Raw genomic sequence first — 21,298 nt, forward strand, 5'->3', positions numbered from 1 at the left:
CGCTCGGCCGATCGGACGCTTTGTCTTGGCGCGGCCGATTCACGCCCTCGCTGCCGCTCGGCCGATCGGACGCGAGGATGGAGCGGCCCCCGGCCCCGCTCACGGCGTCTGCACCGCGTCGCCGGCCAGCGCCCGCTCGAGGAAGAAGAGCCGGTCCTGGCCCCAGAGCCAGAGCTCGCCCCCGGGCGTCGGCAGGAAGAAGGTCGGGCTGCCGAAGACGCCGCGGGCGATCGCCTCCTCGCGGTTGCGGTCCCATTCGGCGAGCACCGGCGGGCTCTCCTCGGCGGCGACCAGCGCCGCGCCGTCCATCCCCAGCGCATCGGCGATGGCGGCGCGCTCAGCCGGCAGGGCGATGTCGCGCTCCTCCACCCAGAGCGCGGTGAGGATCGCCTGCGACAGCGCCTGCGCGTCCAGCCCCGCCGCCTGCGCCGCCATCACCATCCGGCCCGCCGGGCGCTGGTCGCCCGGCGGGTAGTGGCGCGGGCGGAGGTTGAGCGGCATGCCGAGATGCCGCCGCCAGCGGTCCAACTCCAGCGCATGGTAGTCCTGCCGCGGCTGCGGCCGGGTGCGCAGCGGGATGCCGCCGGTCTCCGGCACCACGGCGGGGAAGTCGAAGGGCCGCAGCCGCACCCGGGCGCCGTGCCGCGCCGCCATCTCCCGCAGCCGCGGCGCGGCGAAATACATCCAGGGCGAGGACAGGGTGTAGAAGCACTCGATCACCGTCTCGGCCATGCGCTGCGTCCCGTCGCTGTGGGGGGCGAGCATAGAGGCGCGCGCGGCGGGCGGGAATCCGCGGCCCGGGCGGCAGCCGTCATCCCGGCGCAACCGAAGCGTCGCCGAAGCGTCACGCGGCGGCGCTACAGCCCGGCCAGCCAACGCGACAGGAGACGGGCATGAGCACCCTCCGCATCCCCCGGCGCGCCGCCCTCCTCGGCGCCGCCACCCTCGCCGCCGGTAGCCAGAGCCGACTCGTCTTCGGCCAGGGGAGCGCGCCCGGCGTCATCGCCGCCGAGGCGGCGCGGCCGCGCGCCGACTGGGGCGCCGCCACCGGCGACGTCACCGCCGACCGGGCGCTGCTCTGGAGCCGCGCCGACCGCACCGCGCGCATGGTCGTCGAATGGTCGACCGACGAGGGCCTGCGCAACGCCACGCGGCTGCGCGGCCCCTGGGCGACCGAGGCCACCGACTTCACCGCCCGGCTCGACCTCACCGGCCTGCCCGCCGATGCCGAGATCTTCTACCGCGTCAGCTTCGCCGGGCCGGAGGCCGGGGCGCCGCTCTCCGCCCCGGTGCTGGGGCGCTTCCGCACCGCGCCGGCGGCGCGCCGCGATGTCCGCTTCCTCTGGTCGGGCGACACGGCCGGCCAGGGCTGGGGCATCAACGAGGCCTGGGGCGGCTATCGCTGCTACGAGACCATGCGCAGGACCGGCGCCGATTTCTTCATCCATTGCGGCGACACGATCTATGCCGACAGCCCGATCCCGGCCGAGATCACGCTGGCCGACGGCACGCTGTGGCGGAACCTGGTGACGCCGGAGGTGGCGAAGGTCGCCGAGACGCTCGCCGAGTTCCGCGGCCGGCACCGCTACAACCTGATGGACCGGAACCTCCGCGCCTTCCATGCCGAGGTGCCGCAGCTCTGGATGTGGGACGACCACGAGGTCACCAACAACTGGTCCGACAGCAAGGTCCTGGACGGGCGCTACACGGAGAAGCGCATCGCGCAGTTGCAGGCGATGGCGACCCGCGCCTTCCTCGACTACGCGCCGATGCGCCCGCATGGCGCGGACGAGCAGGAGCGGATCTACCGCCGGATCGGCTACGGCCCGCATCTCGACGTCTTCGCCCTCGACATGCGCAGCTATCGCGGGCCGAACGGGCCCAACCGGCAGGAGGCGGCGGGGCCGGAGACCGCCTTCCTCGGCGAGGCCCAGCTTCGCTGGCTGCTCGCCGGGCTGCGGGAGAGCCGCGCCACCTGGAAGGTGATCGCCGCCGACATGCCGATCGGCTTGCAGGTGCCGGACGGCCAGGATGCGGCGGGGCGGCCGATGTTCGAGGCGGTGGCGAATGGCGACGGCCCGGCGCTCGGGCGGGAGATGGAGATCGCCGGGCTGCTCTCGGCGATCAAGGCGGCGAATCTCAGGAACATCGTCTGGGTCACCGCCGATGTGCACTACACCGCGGCGCATCGCTACGACCCGGCGCGGGCGCGGTACCGCGATTTCGCGCCCTTCTGGGAGTTCGTCTCCGGCCCGCTGCATGCCGGCGGCTTCGGCCCCAACCCGCCGGACGACACCTTCGGGCTGGAGGTGGTGTGGCAGAAGGCGCCGGACGGGCGGATCAACGTCTCGCCGGCCGAGGGCGGGCAGTTCTTCGGCGAGGCGGTGATCGAGGGCCGCAGCGGCGCGCTGACGGTGATGCTGAAGGATATGGCCGGCGACACGCTGTGGCAGCGGAGCTTCGAGCCGGAGCGGGGATAGAGCATCGTCACCCGGTCAGGTAAGCCCACCTGATCGGGATCTGCTCGAGGAGATCAGCCAGGGCGCCGATGCACGGAACGCGGATTCGCGGCCAGGTAGCTTGCGAAATCCGCCGCCACCGCGGCGAACAGCCTCGGCGGGATCAGCCCATACTCGAACGATCCATCCGAACCCGGCACCGGCTCGAGATCGAAGGGCCAGTCATCCTCGACCGCATAGGAGGTGTAGAGATACGAGGCCTGATGGGTGAGCCCCAGATGCCGGGCGACGCGCGGCGGGATCGGGATGGCCTGCTCGCCGGCACGGGGCGCGACATGCGAGATCGGCAGATAGGTCACGCGCGTGACCAGCCGGCCGCCGGCGGCGGGTTCCCGCACCGCCTCCAGATCGACCACGAGGCAGGGCCGGCTCTTCCCGGCATCGGGCGGGGCGCGGCGACCGGCCCCCGCCCAGACGAAGCCGTAGTGGACAACCAGGCCGAGCACCGGCTCCGGCAGCGGCAAAGCCTCACTCGTCCATCAGCGCGTCGAGATCGGCATGCTCCGGCGCCATGCGGTTGCCGGCGATCCGTTCGATCCTGGCGTCGGGCATCTCCTCGCGCAGGAACGCCAGCCGCCGGTTCGTGCGGAGCAGGGCATAGTCCTCGACCGACATCACGACCAGCTCGGGCCGGCCGTGATAGGTGACCTCAACCGGCGCGCGCCGGGCCTCCGCCCGCACATACCCGCTGGCCTTCTGCAGCCGCTCGCCCGTGACGGTGACCATCGCGGTCTCCATAGTCTACGTAGATTATGGAGAATTCCGCGCCAAGCATCAAGCCCTGCGCCACGCCCAGGGCCGGGGCGAGGCGCCATCAACCACACGGTCGCCGCCCGCCCCCTGCCGCGGCGCGCAACGACGCCGTGGGGCTCACACCACCCTGAGCGCCCGCCGCCGCCCGCGCGGCCCCGCCGCCGGCAGGTCGAGCGGCAGCAGCGGCGCCACCTGCGCCGCATGCCCCACCGCATCGCCGAGGCAATCCGCCTCCTCCGGCTGCGGCAGGTCGTGCCGGCCGAGATAGTCCAGCGCCAGGCGCCGGAAGGCCCAGTCCAGCACCGAGGTGGCGCGCGGGATCGCCGGGTCGCCCTCCACCGCCCCGGCCGGGCCGAAGCGGGTATAGGCGAAGGCCTCGACATATTCGGCGAGCGGCACGCCGCCCTGCAGGCCGAGCGAGACGGAATGCGCGAAGGCCTCCATCAGGCTGCGGAAGGCCGCCCCCTCCTTCGACAGGGTGAAGGCGATCTCGAGCAGCCGCCCGGCCGCGTCCTCGGTGGTGCGCAGCGTCACCCGATGGCCGCCGACCGTCACATGCATCACCGTGCCGGCATGCCGGCGGATCGCCGGGGCGGGCCGCGGCGCCGGCCGCGCCGGGGCCGGCAGCGCCACCGGGGCGGGCGGCGGCGCGTGCAGGAAGGGCGCGACCGCGGCGCGCATCGCGGCGCGGCCGGTCTCCGGCACCGGGCCGAGCAGCGCCGCGGCGCGGGCGCCGGCCCGGAGCGCCGCCCGGGTCGGCCATTCCACCGGCTGGCCCGCCGCGTCGAGCGTGCTGCGGCTCGGCCCGGCGGCGGGGGCGATGCCGCCGGTCTCGGCGCCGAGCAGCGCCTCCACCGCATCCGGCGGCGCGAGGGCAAGCAGCGCCGCATGGCGCAGCCCCGCCATGCCGGCGGCGGCATCGAGTGCGGCGCGGGCCGCGGCGGCGAGGCCGGGCACCACCGTCGCCTCGGGCGGCGCCGGCCAGTCGAGCGCAACCGGCGCCCGCGCCCCGGCGCACGCCGCGAGCCGGCCCGACTCGGCGGCAGCGGCGCCCCGGGTGAGGGCGGCGATGGCGGCGGCGACGGCGCGCGCCTCGGGCTGGTCATAGGCGAGGCCGAGCCCCGCCAGCAGCCCGGCGAGGTCGGCGAAGCCGAGCCGCAACCGCTCCGCCGCGCCGCCCGAGAGCGACTCGAGGGCGCGCACCGCGAGGGCGCAGGCCTCGGCATAGGCGGCGGCGGCGAAGCCCCCCTCGGGCTCGAGGAAGGCCGGCAGGTTCAGCACGAAGCGCGGCGGCGCGGCCCGGCCCGCCCCTGTCCCCGCCCCCGCCTGAGGGGCGTCCCGCCAGGCCTCGATCCCCGGCGCGCCGCGGCGCCGCAGCAGGAGGTCGCGGAGCCCCGCCTGCAACGCCGCCGCGCCGGCGGCATCGAGCAGCCCGGCGCGGCGGCCGCGCTGCGCGGCGCGGGCGATCCAGGCCTCGGCGGCGCGCGGCAGGCTGACGGGCCCCTCCCCCGGGGCCAGGGCGGCAAGGGCGGCGGCGGCCTCCGGCTCCCAGTCCGCGGGCAGCGCCACCGGCCGCGGCGCGGCATCGGGATCCGCCCCCGCCCAGAGGCGCCGCAGCGCCACCCCGTCCCACAGCCTGCCCTGGATGCGTGCCATGGCCGGATGCTAGGGCGGTCGCCGCCCCGGCGGAAGCCATATTTTGTGAGTCGCCGCCATCCCGCCCCCTAGATGCGGTAGGCCGCGGGGCGGCGCCGCCGGCTTTGCGCCACCCCTGCCGCTGTGCGATGGTGCGCCCGACCGAAGACCCCAATTGAGCACCCTCGAGGAGCCTTACCGGACCCATGTCCTTCCTGCTTCGCCTGACCTCGCCGTTGCGTGGGCGCAAGGTCGGCACCGACCGCTTCGGCAACGTCTATTACGAGGGCCGCACCAACCAGCCGATCTACGACCGGCCGCGGCGCTGGGCGGTCTATGCCGATGGCGGGCGCGAGCCGACGGTGGTGCCGCCGGAATGGCATGCCTGGCTGCACCACACCGTCCCGGCGCCGCTGCCCGAAACCAAGCGTTACTTCTGGCAGCAGGAGCATCGGCCGAACCTGACCGGCACCCCGCACGCTTATCGTCCGGCCGGGCACGACTATGTGGGCGGCACCCGCCGCGTCACCGGCGGCGATTACGAGGCCTGGACACCCGGTTCGTGACGCGGGTGGGCGGAATCAGACAGGCATGAAGGGACGCAGTTTCGCCGAGATCGGGGCCGGCGCCGCCGTGCTCGCCGTCGCGGCGGTTTTCCTCGTCTATGCGGTGCTGCACAGCGGCCGCGGCGCGGTCGGCGGCGACGGCATGGTGCTGCGGGCGAGCTTCGACCGCATCGACGGGCTGGCCAACGGCGCCGATGTGCGCATCGCCGGCGTCAAGGTCGGCAGCGTGACCGACAGCCGCATCGACCCGCGCAGCTTCGCGGCCGACCTGACGATGCGGGTGGACCGGACGCTGCAATTGCCGGTCGACACCTCGGCCGAGGTCACCTCGGAGGGGCTGCTCGGCGGCAAGTACATCTCGCTGGTGCCGGGCGGCAGCGACAAGCTGCTCGCCGATGGCGGCAAGATCACCGAGACCCAGGGCTCGGTGAGCCTCGAATCCCTGCTCGGCCGCTTCATCTTCTCGGTCACCCAGATGAACGCCAACGCCCAGGGGCAGCAGGGGCAGTCCCATGGCGGCGGGGCGCCGCGGTGAGCCTCGAGCCGCCCGAGGCCTGGCCGGACGCGGCGGGCGCGCCTCTCTCCTGCCGGGAGAAGCTGAAGGTGCTCGCCGAGAACCACCGCGAGCTGGCGCAGGTGATGCGCGACGCCTTCGAGGACGCGGTGCTGATGGGCGTCGACGAGGCGGCGATGCGCCGCATCCTCGGCGCCATGGTCGAGGCGCTGCCGAGCCCGAAGCGGCGGTCCTGAGATGGCGCCGCGTCTCTGGCTGGCCGCCGTCGCGGCGGCGCTGCTGCTCGGCGCCGCCCGGCCCGCCGCGGCCCAGGGCTGGGAGCCGAAGCGCGCCGCGCAGCTGCAGCTGCTCGACAAGGTGACGGCGCGCGTCACCGTGCTCAAGGCCCGGGTCGGCGAGCCGGCGCAGTTCGGCACGCTCACCATCGATGTCCGCGCCTGCAACGCCCGCCCCGTGGGCGAGGTGCCGGATGCCGCCGCCTGGATGGAGATCACCGACAGCCTGCGCGGCAACGCCGCCGTCTTCCGCGGCTGGATGTTCGCCAACGCCCCGGGCGTCAGCATGCTCGAGCACCCGGTCTACGACCTGCGGATCCTCGACTGCCAGTGAGGCGGCGCGGATGACCGCGGCGGACCCGCCCGCGCACCATGCCGGGCGCGGCTTCCGCAACCCGCATGATCCGACCCTGCGCAGCCTGCGCGACGTCTGGCGCTGGCGCCGCACCGCCCGGCCGGCGCCCTGGCCGGCCTGGATCGAGGACCCGCCGCAGCCGCCGCCCGCGCGGCTCGGGCCGGGCGAGATCGGCGCCACCTTCATCGGCCATGCCAGCTTCTTCCTGCAGATCGGCGGGCGCTGCCTGCTGACCGACCCGATCTGGTCGATGCGCGCCAGCCCGCTGGCCTTCGCCGGGCCGCGCCGGGTGCGGGCGCCGGGCCAGCCGCTCGCCGCCCTGCCCGGCTGCGACCTGCTGCTGGTGAGCCACAACCACTACGACCATCTCGACCTGCCGACCCTGCGGCAGATCCGCCGCCGCTGGGCGCCGCCGGCGGTGACCGGGCTCGGCAATGCCCGCCACCTGGCCAAGGCCGGGATCCGCGGCGCGCGCGAGCTCGACTGGTGGGAGGCGACGGAGGTCGCCGGGCTGCGCGTCACCTACGTGCCGGCGCAGCATTTCTCCGCCCGCACCCCCTGGGACCGCAACCGCAGCCTCTGGGGCGGCTTCGTCGTCGAGACGCTCGCGGGCCCCGCCGCCTGCGTCTATGTCGCCGGCGACAGCGGCTGGTGCCCGCATTTCGCCGAGATCGGCCGGCGCTTCCCGCGCATCGACCTCGCCCTGCTGCCGATCGGCGCCTATGCGCCGCGCGACTTCATGCGCACCCAGCACATGGACCCGGAGGAGGCGGTGCAGGCGCATCGCGCCCTCGGCGCGCGGCAGAGCCTCGGCATGCATTTCGGCACCTTCGCCGGGCTGACCGACGAGCCGATCGCGGAGCCGGAGGCGCGGCTCGCGGCGGCGCTGGCGGCGGCCGGCCGGCCGGCGGCGGAATTCACGACGCTGCCCTTCGGCGCGACGCTGGTGCGGCCGGCGGGGGCGTGAGGGCCGGCCCAGCGGACGGACCATCGGGCTGACCAGCGGGCCGACCATCGGGCTGACCGGGCGTCACGCGCTCGTCATCGCCCCGCCGCGCGGCGGCCGGTGCCGCGCCGCCGCCGGCCCGGCAGTCTCGCCCGATGCTCCCCGGCTGGCGGCCCTCCGACTGGTGGCGTCTCTGGTTCTGGTGGTGGCCGATGGGCGGCTGGCGGCCGGTGCGGCCCTTCGCCGCCCGGCCGCTCGCCGGAGGCGGCCCTTGCCCTGCGCCCGCTGCACCGCACATGCTGGAGCCGATGCCCGACAGCGCGCCGCCCCTGACCCTCTCGCTGCATCCGAGCCTGGCCGAGATCCCCGCCGCCGACTGGGATGCCTGCGCCGGCGCGGACAACCCCTTCGTCAGCCATGCCTTCCTCGCCGCGCTGGAGGAGAGCGGCAGCGCCAGCGGCCGCAGCGGCTGGCTGCCGCAGCATGCGGCGCTGCGCGACGCCGGCGGCCGGCTCGTCGCCTGCTGCCCGATGTATGCGAAGAGCCACAGCCAGGGCGAATACGTCTTCGACTATGGCTGGGCCGATGCCTTCGAGCGGGCCGGCGGCACCTATTACCCGAAGCTGCAGGTCTGCGCCCCCTTCAGCCCGGTGCCCGGGCCGCGGCTGCTGACCCGGCCGGACAGCGGCGTCGGCCCCGGCGCGCTGGCCCAGGGGCTGGTGCAGGCCTGCGGCCAGCTCGGCCTCTCCTCCGTGCATGTCACCTTCTGCGAGGAGGCGGAGTGGCAGGCGCTCGGCGAGGCCGGCTGGCTGCAGCGGCTGGGCACGCAATTCCACTGGCACAACCAGGGCTATGGCAGCTTCGAGGACTTCCTCGGCGCCCTCGCCTCGCGCAAGCGCAAGGCGATCCGGCGCGAGCGGCGCGACGCGGCGGCCTCCGGCTTCGTGCTGAAGACGCTGCGCGGGCACGAGATCACGCCGCGCCACTGGCAGGCCTTCCACCGCTTCTACCGCAGCACCACGGACCGCAAATGGGGCCGCAGCGCCTATCTGAACGCCCGCTTCTGGCCGCTGCTCGGCGAGGCGCTGGGCGACCGGGTGGTGCTGATGGTGGCCGAGCGGGATGGCGAGCCGGTGGCCGGCGCGCTGAACCTGCTCGGGCGCGAGGCGCTCTACGGCCGCAATTGGGGCGCCGTGGTGGATGCGCCCTTCCTGCATTTCGAGCTCTGCTACTACCGCGCCATCGACTTCGCCATCGAGCACGGGCTGCCGCGCGTCGAGGCCGGGGCGCAGGGCGAGCACAAGATCCAGCGCGGCTATCTGCCGGCGCCGACCTATTCGGCGCATTGGATCGAGCATGCCGGGCTGCGCCGGGCGGTGAGCGAGTTCCTGGCCCGCGAGCGCCCGGCGATGCAGCGCGAGATGGCGGCGCTGGCGACGCTTTCGCCGTTTCGGCAGGAGGGCAGCGCTGAGGGTTGACGGCGGCCGCCGTTGCGACCCCGCCCCCTACATCAACCGAAACGCCCGCAGCAGCCCGAGCGTCGCCGCGATGGAAGCAACGATCAGCCCCATCGCCATGACGAAGCCCCAACTCTGCTCCACCCCGGGCAGCTCGCCGACATTCATGCCGAAGATGCCGGCGATCAGGCTGGCCGGCAGCATCACCGCCGAGATCACCGACAACACGAAGAGCCGCCGGTTGGTCTCCTCCGCCGCCCGCGAGGCCATGTCGTCCTGGGCGATGCGCGCCCGCTCCTGCAGCGCGGCGATCGAGCGGCCGGCGACGCGCATGCGGTGCAGCGCCTCGCGCAGCGCCGCCTGCCCGGCCGGCGCCATCCAGCCGCCCTCCATGTCCTCCTCCTCCAGCGTCTCGATCGAGAGCAGCAGGGGGTCGAGCGTGCGGCTCAGGCGCAGGATGCCGCGCCGGATCTCGCCCAGCACCGGGCGCTGCACCCCGGCGCCGTCGCGCAGCAGATGCTCCTCCAGCCGCTCGATGCGCGCCGACATCTCGCGTTGCAGGCCCAGCACGTCGCCCAGCACGGCGCGCAGGATGCGGGCCAGCAGCGCCTCGGGCGAGAGCCCCTCCGGCGGATGCTCGAACCGCGCCAGCGCCCGCAGCCGGTGCCGCCGCGCCGTCACCAGCAGGCCGGGGGCGAGGACGAAGCGCAGCACCGCGAGGCCGGGCTGGCCGGAGGCCTCCTCCTCGTCGGCGAGGTCCGGCACGCAGCCGAACATCGCCCGCTCCTGGGTCTCGATCCAGGGATGCTCCTCCGCCTCCACGAGGGCGTGGCGCGCCCCGGGCGGCAGGCCGGCGGCGGCGGCCAGCAGCGGCCGCGCCCCGGCATGGGTCAGGTCGAAATGCAGCCAGGCCGGCGGCTGGCCGCCCTGGAGCGCGGCGAGCGCCGCCTCGGGCGAGAGGCGGCAGGCGGGCCCGTCGCCGATCCGCCAGCCCGCGACCAGGCCGGGGCAGGCCTGCGCCACGGCCGGATCGGCCAGCCCGTAGGGGGTCTTCGGCATGGCGGGAGGTTATACGAGTGGCATGACCGTTCGATGATGCCCCGGGGGCGGGCACGGTCCGCGGGCTGCGAAACGGCTGGGCGCCGCGCCCGCGCTCGGGCAGGCTGGCGGCGCCAACGAGACCCGGAGGAACCGCCCATGCGCCTGCCCGTCGCCGCCTGCGGCCTTGCCGCGGCCTTCGCCGCCGGCCTGCTCGCCGCCCGCCTCGCCCCGCCCGCCGGCGCCCAGACCGCTGCGCCGCCCGCGCTGACGCCGCACATCGTCAACCTCGCCGCGCTGAGCGAGGAGGAGATCGGGCCGCTGATCAACAACACCGACCTGCGCAGCCGCGGCCTGGTGGTGACGGAACACGGCACGGTCGCGGTGCAGAGCGGCAACGTGATGAAGCATTTCCACGCCGACGCCAACGAGATCCAGTACGTGATCGCCGGCACCGGCAGCTTCTGGCTCGGCGACAGGCAGGTGGAGGTGAAGCCGGGCGATCTCGTCGTCATCCCGAAGGGCACGGTGCATGCCGGCTCGAAGGCGACGAGCGGGCGGTTCCGGGTGCTCGCCATCAAGCTGCCGCCGCAGCGGCCGGACGACGTGCACCCGGTGCCATAACTCCCCACGACGTCGCTGCGCGCCGCCGCGGGGGCCCCCGGAGTCATCCCCACGACGTCGCTACGCGCCGTCGCGGGGGCCCCGTGAGTCGCCTTGGAACGCAGGGGCGGCACAGCCTGCCGAGGCAAAGCCTCGGCAGGGCAACGGGAGGCGACTGCGGCCAGCCAGCGCCGGAGATGGCGGCCGATACGAAGCTGGGCCAGGAGAGGACGCCGCACGCTGCTGATCGCCTATGCCCAGTTGGCGCTGTCCATGGCCCTCGTCGGCGCCAATGTCGGCGTCGCCAAGCTGCTCGCCGCCGCGCTGCCGATCCCGATGATCGCCTGCCTCCGCTGCCTGCTCGCCTGCCTGCTGCTCTGGCCGCTGGCGCGGCTGCGCGAGGGGCGGGTGCGGGTGGCCGGGGGCGTGCTGCGGAACCTGGCGCTGCAGGCGCTGTTCGGCACCGCGCTCTACAATGCCGGGCTGCTCGCCGGGCTGCGGCTGACCACGGCGCTGGAGGGCGGGCTGGTGCTGGCCACCCTGCCCGCCGTCGTCGCCCTCGGCAGCGCGCTCTGGCTGCGCGAGCGCCTGGCGCCGCGGCAATGGCTGGCGGCCGCGCTCGCCGCCGGCGGCATGGGCGCCATCACCCTCGCCCGGCTCGGCGATGCCGGCGGCGCCGGCTCGGCGCTCGGCAACGCGCTGATCTTCGCCGGGGTGTGTGGCGAGGCCGCCTATGTGCTGCTCGCCAAGCGCATCGCCGGCCGCGTGCCGGTGATCACCGCCAGCTTCTGGATGCAGGCCTGGAGCGCGCTGATGCTGCTGCCCTTCTGCCTGCCCAGGCTCGGCGCCGTCGCGGCGCTGGGGGATCCGGCCCTGGCCGGGCTGCTGGCCTTCCACAGCCTCACGGCGAGCGTGCTCTGCCTGCTGCTCTGGTATGCCGGGCTGCAACGGGTGCCGGCCGGCGTCGCGGGGGTCTTCACCGGCTTCCTGCCGGCCACCGCGGCGCTGACCGCGGTGCTGCTGCTCGGCGAGCGCGTCACCCCGGTGCATGGCATCGGCTTCGCGCTCACCGGCGCCAGCCTGCTGCTCGCCACCTGGCCGCGGCGGGCGGCGCAATGAGGGCGTGGTTCGCCTGCAGCGGCGCGGAACTGCTCGCGCAGGATCCGCGCGCCGTCGCCGGCCGCCTCGCCGCGGCGCAGCAGGCGCGCGGCTTCGCCGGCTCGCCGGATCAGGGCCTGGCCTGGGAAGCGCAGCTCGCGGCGCTGCGCCGGGCGATCGCGGCCTGCGACGGCGCAGCCTGGACCCTCGCGCTGGAATACGCGCTGCTGCGGCTGGAGAAGCGCATCGACGCGGTGCTGCTGACCGACCGCGCCATCCTCTGCCTGGAGTTCAAGACCGCCGCGCCCTCACCCGCCGCGCCCTCACCCGCCGCTCTGGCCGAGGCGGAGGATTATGCGCTCGACCTGCGCGACTTCCATGCCGGCAGCCGGCGGCACGCCATCGTGCCGGTGCTGGTGGCGGGGCAGCGCGGCTTCACGCCGCCGGCGCAGCCCTGGCTGCTGCCGACCCAGCCGACCGAGCCGCTGCTCTGCGGCGCCGGGGATCTCGGCCGGCTCGTCGCCTGGGTGCAGGCGGTGCTGCCCGCCCCCGCCGAGCCGCTCTCGGGCGCCGCCTGGCTCGCCGCCCCCTACCGGCCGGTGCCGGGCATCATCGAGGCGGCGACCATGCTCTATGCGCGGCACGGCGTCGCCGAGATCGCCGCCGCCCGGGCCGATGCGCCGAGCCTGACGCGGACCGCCGAGGCCATCGCCCGACATGTCGCGGCGGCGCGGGCCGGGCAGCGGCGGCTGGTGGTCTTCGTCACCGGCATCCCGGGCGCGGGCAAGACGCTCTGCGGCCTCAACGCCGTCTTCGGCCCGGCGCGGCAGGATGGCGCCGCCTTCCTCACCGGCAACGCGCCGCTGGTCGCGGTGCTGCGCGCGGCGCTCGCCCGCGATGCGGTGGCGCGCGGCGCCTGCGGCCGGGCGGAGGCAGAGCGGCGGGCCGCCGCGGCGCTGCAGAACGTGCATCGCTTCCTCGAGGATTGCGCCACCGATCCCGCGCGCTGGCCGCCCGAGCGGCTGATCGTCTTCGACGAGGCGCAGCGCGCCTGGGACGAGGCCAAGGCGCGCACCGGCACGCAAAACAGGCGCTCCCGCCTCACGCTGAGCGAGCCGGCGCATACGCTCGAGATCATGGCGCGGCGGCCGGGCTGGGCCGTGGTGGTGGCGCTGATCGGCAACGGCCAGGAGATCAACACCGGCGAGGCGGGCATCGCCGAATGGGGCCGGGTGATCGACGGGTCGCGCGGCTGGCAGGCCGTCGCCGCGCCGCGCGTGCTGACGGCGACGGACCCGGTGCAGCGTCTGGCGGAGGGGCGGCCGGATTGGCTCGCCCTCGATGCCGATCTCGACCTGACCGTGCCGATGCGCAGCGTCGGCGAGAGCGCCGGCGCGGCCTGGGTGCAGGCGGTGCTGGAGGGCGACGCCGCGGCGGCGCGGCGCATCGCGGCCGGGGTGCCTGCCCTGCCCTATCTCATTACGCGCGATCTCGGCGCCCTGCGGGCGGCGCTGCGCCATCTCGCCCGCGGCCGGCGCCGCGCCGGGCTGGTCCGCGCCGCCGGCGCCCGACGGCTGCGGGCGGAGGGGCTGGCGGCCGAAGTCTCCGGCAAGGAGGTGCCGGACTGGTTCCTCCGCCGCTGGCCGGATGTGCGCGCTTCCGACGCGCTGGAGGCGGCGGCGACGGAATATGCCTGCCAGGGGCTGGAGCTCGACGTGGTCGGGCTGGCCTGGGGCGGCGACTTCCTCCGCGGCCGCACGGGATGGCAGGCGCGCGCCTTCGTCGGCCATCGCTGGCAGCGGGCGACGCAGGATTTCGCCTTCATCCGCAACACCTATCGCGTGCTGCTGACCCGCGCCCGCTACGAGACGGTGATCTGGGTGCCGCGCGGCTCGGCGGCCGACGACCCCTTCCACGACCCGACCCGCCCCGCCGCGGAGATGGACGCCATCGCCGAGTTCCTCCGCGCCTGCGGCGCCCGGGCGCTGGATGCGCCCCCCGCCACAGCGCCGCGCCCCGCCGATCTCTTCAGCACAGCCGAGGACGCCTCGTGACCGATCCCCATCCCGGCCTCGCGCAGGAGGTCGCCGACCTGCATCGCGCCGCCTTCACCGGCCTCGTCCTCGCCGCCGTCACGCGGCGCGGCACGCCCGCGGCGGCCGAGCTCGTCTTCGCCATCTTCCGCCGCCAGCATCATGAGCGCTTCCTGCCGGGGCTGCAGAAGCTCGGCCTGGCGCATCTGCCGCATGCCGTCGCGGCGGCGCAGTACCACTATCTCTCGAACCGCATCGGCGGCGTCGCGGTGGACTATGCGCGGGAGAGCGACCGCAAGGCCTGGATCCGCTACACCCCGCCGCGCTGGCTCTGGCACGGCACCGCCCTCTGCGGCATTCCCGGCGAGGTCTCGCGCGCCATGCTGCGCGGCTGGCATGCGCAGAACGGCGTCTCGCTCGGCAATCCGCGGCTCGGCTTCGTCTGCACCGGCCAGGCGGCGGATGGCGATCCGGCGCTGGAGGGCTACTACCTCGAGCACGATCGCGAGCTGGCGCCGGAGGAGCGGCTGCGCTTCGCCCGCGCCGAGGCCTCGCCGGATTACGACCCCGCCGCCATGCCCTGGATGGAAGCGGCGCACTGGCCGGCGGAGCGGCTGCGCAAGGCGCATCGCAGCTACGCCATGGCGTATCTCCGCACCGCCATCCCCTGCGCCATCGATCTCTTCGGCGCGGCGGAGGCGGTGGCGCTGGTCGGGCTGGCGCTGCGGCAGGTGGGGATGCAGTGGCACGCGCCGCTGGCTGCGGCGGCGGGCATCGCCGGCCGCGATCCGGCCGAGGCGGCGGCGCTGCTCGCCGCCATCGCCCTGGCGCAGGGCGAGCGCGGCGTCGAGCACGGCGCCGATCACGTGGCGCAGGCGAGCTGGGCGCTGATGCGCGGCGCGACCGAGCTGCATCCCGCCGCCTTCGCCTGTTGGAACGCGCTCTGGGAAGGGCTGGTCGCGGCGCATGACCCGCGCCTCGCGCTCACCGTCGAGCGCCGCCTCGATCTCGGCGAGGGCAGCTTCCGCTGGCGCATCGCCCCGCGCCCACCGATTCGGCCGGTATGACGCCTCCCGTCGCCCTGCCGCGGCTTCGCCGGGGCAGGCTGTGACGCGCCCATGACCCGAGGCGACTCACGGGGCCCCCGCGACGGCGCGCAGCGACGTCGTGGGGATGAATTATTCCGGCTCGATCCCTGCGGCGCGCGCCATGGCGCCCCATTTGGCGATCTCGTCGCGGATGAAGCCGGCGAACTCCGCCGGCGTCGAGCTCATGGCGTCGAAGCCGATCTCGCCCAGCCGCTGCACCGTCTCCGGCCGGTCCCAGACGGCGCGGAGATCGGCGTTGATCGAGGCCAGCACGGCCGGCGGCAGCCGCGCCGGGCCGAGCAGCCCGGCCCAGGCGGCGACGTCGAAGCCGGGCAGCCCGGTCTCGTCCAGCGTCGGGATGTCCGGCAGCAGCCGGCTGCGCGCCTTCGTCGTCACCCCGAGGACGCGCAGCGCCCCCGCCTTCACCTGGCCGAGCGAGGAGGAGACATCGACCACCATGCAATCGACGCGCCCGGCGACGACATCGGTGATGGCCGGCGGCGTGCTGCGATAGGGCACATGCGTCATCTCGACGCCCGCCTGCGCCGCGATCGCGCCGCTGGCGACGATGCCGGTCGCGTTGCCGGTGGCGTAGCTGATCGCGCCCGGCCGCGCCTTCGCCGCCGCCAGCAGCGCGGCGAGGCTGCGATGCGGCGAGGCCTCCGGCACCACCAGCCAGAAATTGTAGTTGCCGGTGCGGCTGATGGCGGTGAAGTCGCCGATCGGGTCGTAGTCCAGCCGCTTCATCAGCGCCGGGTTGGCGGCATGCGGCGTGTTCGTCGTCATCAGCAGCGTGTGGCCGTCCGGCGCGCTGCGGGCGCAGGCGACGGCGGCCAGCATGCCGTTGGCGCCGGCGCGGTTCTCGACCACCACCGGCTGGCCCCAGACCGGCTCCAGCCGCTGCGCCAGGATGCGGGTGATGGCATCGGTGCCGGAGCCGGCGCCGAAGGGCACCAGGATCGTCACCGCATGCGCCGGCCGCCAGGGCTGCGCCCGGGCCGGGCGGCTGCCGGCCACGGCGAGGGCGGCGCTCGCGGCGAGCAGCGCCCGCCGCCTGGCCGGGGCGGGGCTCATCCGCCGATCTCGACCACGACGCGGCCGCGCACCCGGCCGGCGAGGATCGCCTCGGCGGTCTCCGGCACCTGCCGCAGCCCGATGGTCGTCGTCATCGCCCGCAGCTTGCCGCGGTCGAGCTGCTGCGCCAGGCGCGACCAGGCCTCGAGCCGCAGCGCCCGCGGCGCCATGACGGAATCGACGCCGAGCAGCGCCACGCCGCGCAGGATGAAGGGCGCCACCGAGGCCGGCAGGTCCATCCCCTGCGCCAGGCCGCAGGCGGCGACCGCGCCGCCGTAGCGGATCTCGGTCAGCAGCCCGGCGAGCGTCTTCGAGCCGACGGTGTCCACCGCCGCCGCCCAGACCTCCTTGCCGAGCGGCCGCGCGGCGCCGCCGGCATAGCGGTCGCGCGGCACGATCTCCTTCGCGCCGAGGGATTCGAGATAGCCCTGCTCCTCCGGCCGCCCCGTGCTCGCCGCGACATACCAGCCGAGCGCCGAGAGCAGCGCGATGGTCACCGAGCCGACGCCACCCGCCGCGCCGGTGACCAGCACCGGGCCGCGATCGGGCGTGAGGCCATGCCGCTCGAGCGCCATGACGCAGAGCATGGCGGTGTAGCCGGCGGTGCCGATCGCCGCCGCCTCCTCGGGCGCCATGCCGGCGGGCAGGGGCACCAGCCATTCTGGCTTCACCCGCGCCTTCGGCGCATAGGCGCCGGGATGCGTCTCGCCCATGCCCCAGCCATTGGCCAGCACCGCATCGCCGGGCTTCACCGCCGGGCTGCTGCTGGCCTCGACCACGCCGACCAGGTCGATGCCCGGCACCATCGGGAAGCGGCGGACCACCGGCGCGCGGCCGGTGACGGCCAGGCCATCCTTGTAGTTCACCGTCGAATGGCTGACGCGGACCAGCACCTCGCCATCCGGCAGCTCGGATTCCGCGAGGTCGCGGAAGGCGGCGCGGGCGGTCTGCCCGGCCTCCGGCTTGTCCACCACCAGCGCCTGCATGCGATCTCTCCCTCTGCTGTCCTGCCGGCATGGCCGCCCCGCGGGACGGCCGCTCCCGTCCGGGACTTCCCTTGGGACCTCCCATAGACAGCGCGGGCGGCGCGGCAAAGCCCCGCGCGGCGAAGGCGGGCGCCGCGCGGCCCGGACGGCCCAGGCGCCCGCCCGTTCGGCTTCGTCGGCCCGTTCGGCCCTGCGGGGCCTATTCGGCCTTGCCGGCCTGCTCGACCCTGCCGGCCTGTTCGGCTTTGGTGGCGTGTTCCACCCTGCCGGCCTGTTCGGCCAGCAATGGGCAGACCACGGCCTCCATCGCGGTCGCCAAGTCGTCCGGCGCGAGGGCGATCTGCAGCCCGCGGCGGCCGCCATTCACCACGATCTCGGCATGCCCCTGGGCGCTGGCATCGACGAAGCAGCGCAGCCGCTTGCGCTGGCCGAACGGGCTGATGCCGCCGACGACATAGCCGGTCGTCCGCTCCGCCCGCGCCGGATCGGCCATCTCGGCGCGCTTCGCGCCCGCCGCGGCGGCCAGCGCCTTCAGCGAGAGGCGGGCATCGGAGGGGATGGCGGCGGAGACCATCTCGCCATCGTCGAGCACGCAGACGAGGGTCTTGAAGACGCGCGCCGGCTCGATGCCCATCGCCGTCGCCGCCTGCAGCCCCACCGCCTCGGCCTCCGGGTCGTAGTCGTATTCCAGCAGCCGGAAGCGGATGCCGGCAGCCTCGGCCGCGCGCACCGCGGGCGTCCTCCTCGATGCCATGGCGCCGCGTATGCTCCTTGATGCCGGGCCAGCCTATAGCGGATCGCCCCGGATTCCGAACCGCATTCCACGGCGTCCCGGCAGGGGGCGGGGCCGGCAGCACGGAAGCGTGATTCGGGAAGGATGCAACGTCGCGGCGGGAAGAATGACCGGATATCCAACCTCGCCCTAGACTGCCGCGGCCGGGCCGTCCGCGACGACAGCATATCGTTGCAATACTGATGAAAATTGGCGTGGGCCGCGGTGCCGGGCGTCCCTGGTCCGCCCTGGCGCGTGCCCCACGCCGGTCGAGGAGGAACCCCAATGGTCAAGCTGCGTGTCAACGGCGAGGAGCGCGCCTATGACGGCGACCCCGCCATGCCCCTGCTGTGGTACCTGCGCGACGAGCTGGCGCTGACGGGCACCAAATTCGGCTGCGGCGTCGCCGCCTGCGGCGCCTGCACCGTGCATCTGAACGGCGAGGCGGTGCGCGCCTGCGCCACCTCGATGGGCGATGTCGACGGCCAGGCGATCACCACCATCGAGGGGCTGAGCCCCGACGGCAACCACCCGGTCCAGAAGGCCTGGCGCGCCATCAACGTGCCGCAATGCGGCTACTGCCAGGCCGGGCAGATCATGCAGGCGGCGGCGCTGCTGCAGCAGACGCCGCAGCCCTCCGACGAGGAGATCGACGCCGGCATGCAGGGCAACATCTGCCGCTGCGGCACCTATCAGCGCATCCGGGCGGCCATCAAGGCCGCGGCACGGGGAGCCGCGTGACATGACCGACCTGCGCATCGAGAAACCCTCCCGCCGCCTGCTGCTGCGGGGCGCCGCCGCCGGCGGCTTCCTGCTCGCGCTGCGCCTGCCGCCGGCGCGCGCCGTCGAGGACGCGCCGAAGCCGAAATTCGGCGCCGACGCCATGCCGCATGGCGTGGTGAACGACCCGCTGGTCTTCGTCTCCATCGCGCCGGACGGCATCGTCACCATCATCTGCCACCGCGCCGAGATGGGCCAGGGCGTGCGCACCGGCATGCCGATGATCATCGCCGACGAGCTCGAGGCCGACTGGTCGAAGGTGCGGATCGAGCAGGCGCCGGGCGACGAGATCCGCTACGGCAACCAGGACACCGACGGCTCGCGCTCCACTCGCCACTTCCTGCAGCCGATGCGCGAATGCGGCGCCGCGGCGCGGCAGATGCTGGAGGCGGCGGCGGCCAAGCGCTGGGGCGTGCCGGCCGAGCAGGTGAGCGCGAAGAACCATCAGCTCGTCCATGCCGGCTCCGGCCGCACCCTCGGCTATGGCGAGGTGGCGGCGGAGGCGGCGAAGCTGCCGGTGCCGAAGCCCGAGACGCTGAAGCTGAAGGAGGCCGCGGCCTTCCGCTACATCGGCAAGGGCGAGCTGCCGATCGTCGACGGCTTCGACATCACCACCGGCCGCGCCAAATACGGCCAGGACACCATCCTGCCCGGCATGCTCTTCGCCGTGGTGGCGCGGCCGCCGGTCTTCGGCGGCACGGTGGAGACGCTGGATGACTCGGCGGCGCTGAAGGTGCCGGGCGTGGTCAAGGTGGTGCGGCTCGAGGGCACGCCGCCGCCGGCCAAGTTCTCGCCGCTCGGCGGCGTCGCGGTGATCGCGCGCAACACCTGGGCGGCGATGCAGGGCCGCGAGGCGCTGAAGATCACCTGGAAGGACGGCCCGAACGCCGCCTACGACAGCGAGGCCTACCGCGCCGCCATCACCGAGACCGCCCGCAAGCCGGCCAACGTGCTGCGCAAGGAGGGCGATCTCGACGGCGCCATGGCCAAGGCGGCGAAGCGGATCGAGGCCGAGTACTACGCGCCGCATCTCGCGCATGCGACAATGGAGCCGCCGGCCGCGACGGTGCGCATCGCCGACGGCAAGGTCGAGTGCTGGACCAGCGCCCAGAGCCCCTATTCGGTGCGCGGCGAGCTCGCCGAGCGGCTGAAGGTGCCGCTGGAGAAGGTCTCGGTGCATATCGAGCTGCTCGGCGGCGGCTTCGGCCGCAAGTCGAAATGCGACTATGCGATCGAGGCGGGCCTGCTCTCGAAGGCGATGGACGGCAAGCCGGTGAAGGTCGTCTGGACCCGCGAGGACGACATCCAGAACGGCTACTACCACACCGTCCAGGCCAACAAGCTCGAGGCGGGGCTCGACGCCGACGGCAAGGCGGTGGCCTGGATGCACCGCAGCGTCTTCCCGACCATCCTCAGCATCTTCGCGCCCGATCCGAAGCACGGCGCCGGCTTCGAGGTGGGGATGGGCCTCTACGACACGCCCTTCGCCATCCCCAACATGCGCATCGAGAACGGCGCCGCCGAGGCGCATACGCGCATCGGCTGGTTCCGCTCGGTGATCAACATCCCGCACATCTTCGCCGCGCATTCCTTCGTCGGCGAGATGGCGCATGCCGCCGGCCGCGACCCGAAGGACTACCTGCTGGAGCTGATCGGCCCGGCGCGGATCGTCGACCTGCCGATCGGCAAGGATTCGACCGAGTTCTGGAACTACAACGAGGATCCGCGGAAATACCCGGTCGATACCGGGCGGCTGCGCCGGGTGGTGGAGCTGGCGGCGGAGAAGGCGGAATGGGGCCGCAAGCTGCCGCCGCGGCACGGGCTCGGCATCGCCGCGCATCGCAGCTTCGTCACCTATGTGGCGACGGTGGTGGAGGTGGCGGTGGACGAGCAGGGCAACCTCTCGGTGCCGCGCGTCGACGTCGCCATCGATTGCGGCTTCTTCGTCAACCCCGAGCGCGTGCGCTCGCAGGTCGAGGGCGCCTGCGTCATGGGCATGTCGCTGGCGACGAAGAGCGCCATCACCTACAAGCAGGGCCGCGTCGTGCAGTCCAACTACACCGACTACGAGGTCGCGCGCATCGACGACGCGCCGCGCGACGTGCGGGTGCACATCGTGCCTGCCGGTCTCGAGGTGCCGCCGAGCGGCGTCGGCGAGCCGGGCCTGCCGGTCTTCGCCCCGGCGCTCTGCAACGCCATCTTCGCCGCGACCGGCAAGCGCATCCGCGAGCTGCCGATCGGGTCGCAGCTCAAGGCGTGACCGGCCGGGGCGGCCCGCCGCGGCCGCCCCGTCCCTCGCCCCTCCCCCGCGCGCCGCGGCGTGCGGGCCGCGCGGGGCGCTGCTATCCTGCCCGCCGAGACCGATCGCGGACTCCACCGCGGCGGAACCGGGAGGGATTGATGCCTTCGACCCGACATGCGCTCCCCATCCTCGCCCTGCTCGCGGCCGGCGGCCTCGCCGCCTGCAGCCGCACCGCGCCGATCCAGGATGGCGGCGGCGCCTTCCTCGGCCAGGCCTCGCTCGGCCAGCGCGCCGACCAGATCCGCCGCGCCGGCGCCGGCCTCGGCTGGGCGATGCAGCCCGAGGGCCCGGGCCTGATCCGCGGCACGCTCAACCTCCGCACCCACCAGGCCGTGGTCGACATCCCCTACGACACGCGCCGCTTCAGCATCCGCTACGTCTCGAGCAGCAACCTCGACTATGACGGGCGGGTCATCCACCGGAACTACAACAGCTGGGTGCAGAACCTGCAGAACGCCATCATCGTCGAATCCGGCAAGCCGTGATCCGGGCGGGCGGGCGATG

22 protein-coding genes are annotated in these 21,298 nt (G+C 74.5%); 14 read left to right on the forward strand and 8 right to left on the reverse strand.

The features are described 5' to 3' along the window. Nucleotides 1-99 precede the first annotated feature (99 nt). Nucleotides 100-765, reverse strand: a complete 666-nt coding sequence (locus DOO78_RS14840; RefSeq protein ID WP_207802910.1) for a 2-hydroxychromene-2-carboxylate isomerase — start codon at nucleotides 763-765, stop codon at nucleotides 100-102. A 128-nt stretch (nucleotides 766-893) separates the two neighbouring features. Here DOO78_RS14840 and DOO78_RS14845 point away from each other — a divergent pair, with 128 nt between their 5' ends. Beyond that, on the forward strand, nucleotides 894-2,480 hold the full coding sequence (locus DOO78_RS14845) for an alkaline phosphatase D family protein (protein ID WP_111470628.1): 1,587 nt from the start codon (nucleotides 894-896) through the stop codon (nucleotides 2,478-2,480). A gap of 53 nt (nucleotides 2,481-2,533) precedes the next feature. Here DOO78_RS14845 and DOO78_RS14850 read toward each other — a convergent pair whose 3' ends face one another. The 3 genes from DOO78_RS14850 to DOO78_RS14860 all read right to left on the reverse strand — a co-directional run bounded on the left by DOO78_RS14850 (nucleotide 2,534) and on the right by DOO78_RS14860 (nucleotide 4,928). Beyond that, nucleotides 2,534-2,983 carry a hypothetical protein gene (locus DOO78_RS14850; RefSeq protein WP_111470629.1) on the reverse strand — a complete coding sequence of 150 codons (450 nt, stop codon included), beginning with the start codon at nucleotides 2,981-2,983 and terminating at the stop codon, nucleotides 2,534-2,536. A 4-nt stretch (nucleotides 2,984-2,987) separates the two neighbouring features. Next, on the reverse strand, nucleotides 2,988-3,245 hold the full coding sequence (locus tag DOO78_RS14855; RefSeq protein ID WP_165838908.1) for a type II toxin-antitoxin system prevent-host-death family antitoxin: 258 nt from the start codon (nucleotides 3,243-3,245) through the stop codon (nucleotides 2,988-2,990). Between the two features lie 144 nt (nucleotides 3,246-3,389). After that, nucleotides 3,390-4,928, reverse strand: a complete 1,539-nt coding sequence (locus DOO78_RS14860) for a TSCPD domain-containing protein (protein ID WP_111470631.1) — start codon at nucleotides 4,926-4,928, stop codon at nucleotides 3,390-3,392. Nucleotides 4,929-5,113: 185 nt separating this feature from the next. On the opposite strand from DOO78_RS14860, the gene DOO78_RS14865 reads away from it, so the two are divergent. The 6 genes from DOO78_RS14865 to DOO78_RS14890 all read left to right on the forward strand — a co-directional run bounded on the left by DOO78_RS14865 (nucleotide 5,114) and on the right by DOO78_RS14890 (nucleotide 9,041). After that, the gene (locus DOO78_RS14865; RefSeq protein ID WP_111470632.1) at nucleotides 5,114-5,473 is read left to right on the forward strand and encodes an NADH-ubiquinone oxidoreductase subunit NDUFA12 family protein; all 360 of its coding nucleotides are present in this window, start codon (nucleotides 5,114-5,116) and stop codon (nucleotides 5,471-5,473) included. A gap of 25 nt (nucleotides 5,474-5,498) precedes the next feature. Continuing rightward, nucleotides 5,499-6,008 carry an outer membrane lipid asymmetry maintenance protein MlaD gene (gene mlaD / locus DOO78_RS14870; RefSeq protein ID WP_111470633.1) on the forward strand — a complete coding sequence of 170 codons (510 nt, stop codon included), beginning with the start codon at nucleotides 5,499-5,501 and terminating at the stop codon, nucleotides 6,006-6,008. Beyond that, nucleotides 6,005-6,223 carry a hypothetical protein gene (locus tag DOO78_RS14875; RefSeq protein WP_111470634.1) on the forward strand — a complete coding sequence of 73 codons (219 nt, stop codon included), beginning with the start codon at nucleotides 6,005-6,007 and terminating at the stop codon, nucleotides 6,221-6,223. The genes mlaD and DOO78_RS14875 overlap by 4 nt, the downstream gene beginning before the upstream one ends. A gap of 1 nt (nucleotide 6,224) precedes the next feature. Further along, nucleotides 6,225-6,596: a DUF2155 domain-containing protein gene (locus DOO78_RS14880; protein ID WP_111470635.1), complete on the forward strand. Its 372-nt coding sequence runs from the start codon at nucleotides 6,225-6,227 to the stop codon at nucleotides 6,594-6,596. A 10-nt stretch (nucleotides 6,597-6,606) separates the two neighbouring features. Continuing rightward, nucleotides 6,607-7,584 (forward strand): MBL fold metallo-hydrolase, encoded by a 978-nt coding sequence (locus DOO78_RS14885; protein ID WP_111470636.1) that lies wholly within the window; start codon nucleotides 6,607-6,609, stop codon nucleotides 7,582-7,584. A 287-nt stretch (nucleotides 7,585-7,871) separates the two neighbouring features. Continuing rightward, complete coding sequence (locus DOO78_RS14890; RefSeq protein ID WP_111470688.1) at nucleotides 7,872-9,041, forward strand: GNAT family N-acetyltransferase; 1,170 nt, start codon at nucleotides 7,872-7,874, stop codon at nucleotides 9,039-9,041. Between the two features lie 27 nt (nucleotides 9,042-9,068). On the opposite strand, the gene DOO78_RS14895 is transcribed toward DOO78_RS14890, so the two are convergent. Then, entirely contained in the window at nucleotides 9,069-10,079 is a 1,011-nt protein-coding gene (locus DOO78_RS14895) for a CorA family divalent cation transporter (RefSeq protein ID WP_111470637.1), read from the reverse strand. A gap of 138 nt (nucleotides 10,080-10,217) precedes the next feature. On the opposite strand from DOO78_RS14895, the gene DOO78_RS14900 reads away from it, so the two are divergent. The 4 genes from DOO78_RS14900 (at nucleotide 10,218) to DOO78_RS14915 (ending at nucleotide 14,859) form a co-directional block, all read left to right on the forward strand. Next, on the forward strand, nucleotides 10,218-10,682 hold the full coding sequence (locus DOO78_RS14900) for a cupin domain-containing protein (RefSeq protein WP_111470638.1): 465 nt from the start codon (nucleotides 10,218-10,220) through the stop codon (nucleotides 10,680-10,682). Between the two features lie 252 nt (nucleotides 10,683-10,934). Beyond that, on the forward strand, nucleotides 10,935-11,780 hold the full coding sequence (locus DOO78_RS14905; protein ID WP_207802911.1) for a DMT family transporter: 846 nt from the start codon (nucleotides 10,935-10,937) through the stop codon (nucleotides 11,778-11,780). Continuing rightward, nucleotides 11,777-13,813 carry a DNA/RNA helicase domain-containing protein gene (locus tag DOO78_RS14910; RefSeq protein WP_111470639.1) on the forward strand — a complete coding sequence of 679 codons (2,037 nt, stop codon included), beginning with the start codon at nucleotides 11,777-11,779 and terminating at the stop codon, nucleotides 13,811-13,813. The genes DOO78_RS14905 and DOO78_RS14910 overlap by 4 nt, the downstream gene beginning before the upstream one ends. Beyond that, a complete protein-coding gene (locus tag DOO78_RS14915; protein WP_111470640.1) occupies nucleotides 13,810-14,859 on the forward strand; it encodes a hypothetical protein in 1,050 nt (349 codons plus the stop codon). Before DOO78_RS14910 ends, DOO78_RS14915 begins: the two co-directional genes overlap by 4 nt. A 111-nt stretch (nucleotides 14,860-14,970) precedes the next feature. Here the strand turns inward: DOO78_RS14915 and DOO78_RS14920 are convergent, their stop codons facing one another. The 3 genes from DOO78_RS14920 to ybaK all read right to left on the reverse strand — a co-directional run bounded on the left by DOO78_RS14920 (nucleotide 14,971) and on the right by ybaK (nucleotide 17,670). Continuing rightward, nucleotides 14,971-15,954, reverse strand: coding sequence for a Bug family tripartite tricarboxylate transporter substrate binding protein (locus tag DOO78_RS14920; protein WP_111470641.1), 984 nt, complete (start codon nucleotides 15,952-15,954; stop codon nucleotides 14,971-14,973). Further along, nucleotides 15,951-16,940: an acrylyl-CoA reductase (NADPH) gene (gene acuI, locus DOO78_RS14925; protein ID WP_111470642.1), complete on the reverse strand. Its 990-nt coding sequence runs from the start codon at nucleotides 16,938-16,940 to the stop codon at nucleotides 15,951-15,953. Before acuI ends, DOO78_RS14920 begins: the two co-directional genes overlap by 4 nt. A 199-nt stretch (nucleotides 16,941-17,139) precedes the next feature. Next, the gene (gene ybaK, locus DOO78_RS14930; protein WP_341538240.1) at nucleotides 17,140-17,670 is read right to left on the reverse strand and encodes a Cys-tRNA(Pro) deacylase; all 531 of its coding nucleotides are present in this window, start codon (nucleotides 17,668-17,670) and stop codon (nucleotides 17,140-17,142) included. 327 nt (nucleotides 17,671-17,997) lie between these two features. Here ybaK and DOO78_RS14935 point away from each other — a divergent pair, with 327 nt between their 5' ends. The 3 genes from DOO78_RS14935 (at nucleotide 17,998) to DOO78_RS14945 (ending at nucleotide 21,279) form a co-directional block, all read left to right on the forward strand. After that, nucleotides 17,998-18,453, forward strand: coding sequence for a (2Fe-2S)-binding protein (locus DOO78_RS14935; protein WP_111470644.1), 456 nt, complete (start codon nucleotides 17,998-18,000; stop codon nucleotides 18,451-18,453). A gap of 1 nt (nucleotide 18,454) precedes the next feature. Beyond that, a complete protein-coding gene (locus DOO78_RS14940) occupies nucleotides 18,455-20,752 on the forward strand; it encodes a xanthine dehydrogenase family protein molybdopterin-binding subunit (protein ID WP_111470645.1) in 2,298 nt (765 codons plus the stop codon). A 140-nt stretch (nucleotides 20,753-20,892) separates the two neighbouring features. Then, nucleotides 20,893-21,279: a hypothetical protein gene (locus DOO78_RS14945; RefSeq protein ID WP_111470646.1), complete on the forward strand. Its 387-nt coding sequence runs from the start codon at nucleotides 20,893-20,895 to the stop codon at nucleotides 21,277-21,279. Nucleotides 21,280-21,298 lie beyond the last annotated feature (19 nt).

Source organism: Roseicella frigidaeris (genome assembly GCF_003258945.1).
Classification (GTDB): domain Bacteria; phylum Pseudomonadota; class Alphaproteobacteria; order Acetobacterales; family Acetobacteraceae; genus Paracraurococcus; species Paracraurococcus frigidaeris.

Coding starts and splice junctions, on each gene's coding strand:
- DOO78_RS14840 (WP_207802910.1), bottom strand. CDS start 765: ATGCTCGCCCCCCACAGCGACGGGACGCAGCGCATGGCCGAGACGGTG.
- DOO78_RS14845 (WP_111470628.1), top strand. CDS start 894: ATGAGCACCCTCCGCATCCCCCGGCGCGCCGCCCTCCTCGGCGCCGCC.
- DOO78_RS14855 (WP_165838908.1), bottom strand. CDS start 3,245: ATGGTCACCGTCACGGGCGAGCGGCTGCAGAAGGCCAGCGGGTATGTG.
- DOO78_RS14860 (WP_111470631.1), bottom strand. CDS start 4,928: ATGGCACGCATCCAGGGCAGGCTGTGGGACGGGGTGGCGCTGCGGCGC.
- DOO78_RS14865 (WP_111470632.1), top strand. CDS start 5,114: ATGTCCTTCCTGCTTCGCCTGACCTCGCCGTTGCGTGGGCGCAAGGTC.
- mlaD (WP_111470633.1), top strand. CDS start 5,499: ATGAAGGGACGCAGTTTCGCCGAGATCGGGGCCGGCGCCGCCGTGCTC.
- DOO78_RS14880 (WP_111470635.1), top strand. CDS start 6,225: ATGGCGCCGCGTCTCTGGCTGGCCGCCGTCGCGGCGGCGCTGCTGCTC.
- DOO78_RS14885 (WP_111470636.1), top strand. CDS start 6,607: ATGACCGCGGCGGACCCGCCCGCGCACCATGCCGGGCGCGGCTTCCGC.
- DOO78_RS14890 (WP_111470688.1), top strand. CDS start 7,872: ATGCCCGACAGCGCGCCGCCCCTGACCCTCTCGCTGCATCCGAGCCTG.
- DOO78_RS14895 (WP_111470637.1), bottom strand. CDS start 10,079: ATGCCGAAGACCCCCTACGGGCTGGCCGATCCGGCCGTGGCGCAGGCC.
- DOO78_RS14900 (WP_111470638.1), top strand. CDS start 10,218: ATGCGCCTGCCCGTCGCCGCCTGCGGCCTTGCCGCGGCCTTCGCCGCC.
- DOO78_RS14905 (WP_207802911.1), top strand. CDS start 10,935: ATGGCCCTCGTCGGCGCCAATGTCGGCGTCGCCAAGCTGCTCGCCGCC.
- DOO78_RS14910 (WP_111470639.1), top strand. CDS start 11,777: ATGAGGGCGTGGTTCGCCTGCAGCGGCGCGGAACTGCTCGCGCAGGAT.
- DOO78_RS14920 (WP_111470641.1), bottom strand. CDS start 15,954: ATGAGCCCCGCCCCGGCCAGGCGGCGGGCGCTGCTCGCCGCGAGCGCC.
- acuI (WP_111470642.1), bottom strand. CDS start 16,940: ATGCAGGCGCTGGTGGTGGACAAGCCGGAGGCCGGGCAGACCGCCCGC.
- DOO78_RS14935 (WP_111470644.1), top strand. CDS start 17,998: ATGGTCAAGCTGCGTGTCAACGGCGAGGAGCGCGCCTATGACGGCGAC.
- DOO78_RS14940 (WP_111470645.1), top strand. CDS start 18,455: ATGACCGACCTGCGCATCGAGAAACCCTCCCGCCGCCTGCTGCTGCGG.
- DOO78_RS14945 (WP_111470646.1), top strand. CDS start 20,893: ATGCCTTCGACCCGACATGCGCTCCCCATCCTCGCCCTGCTCGCGGCC.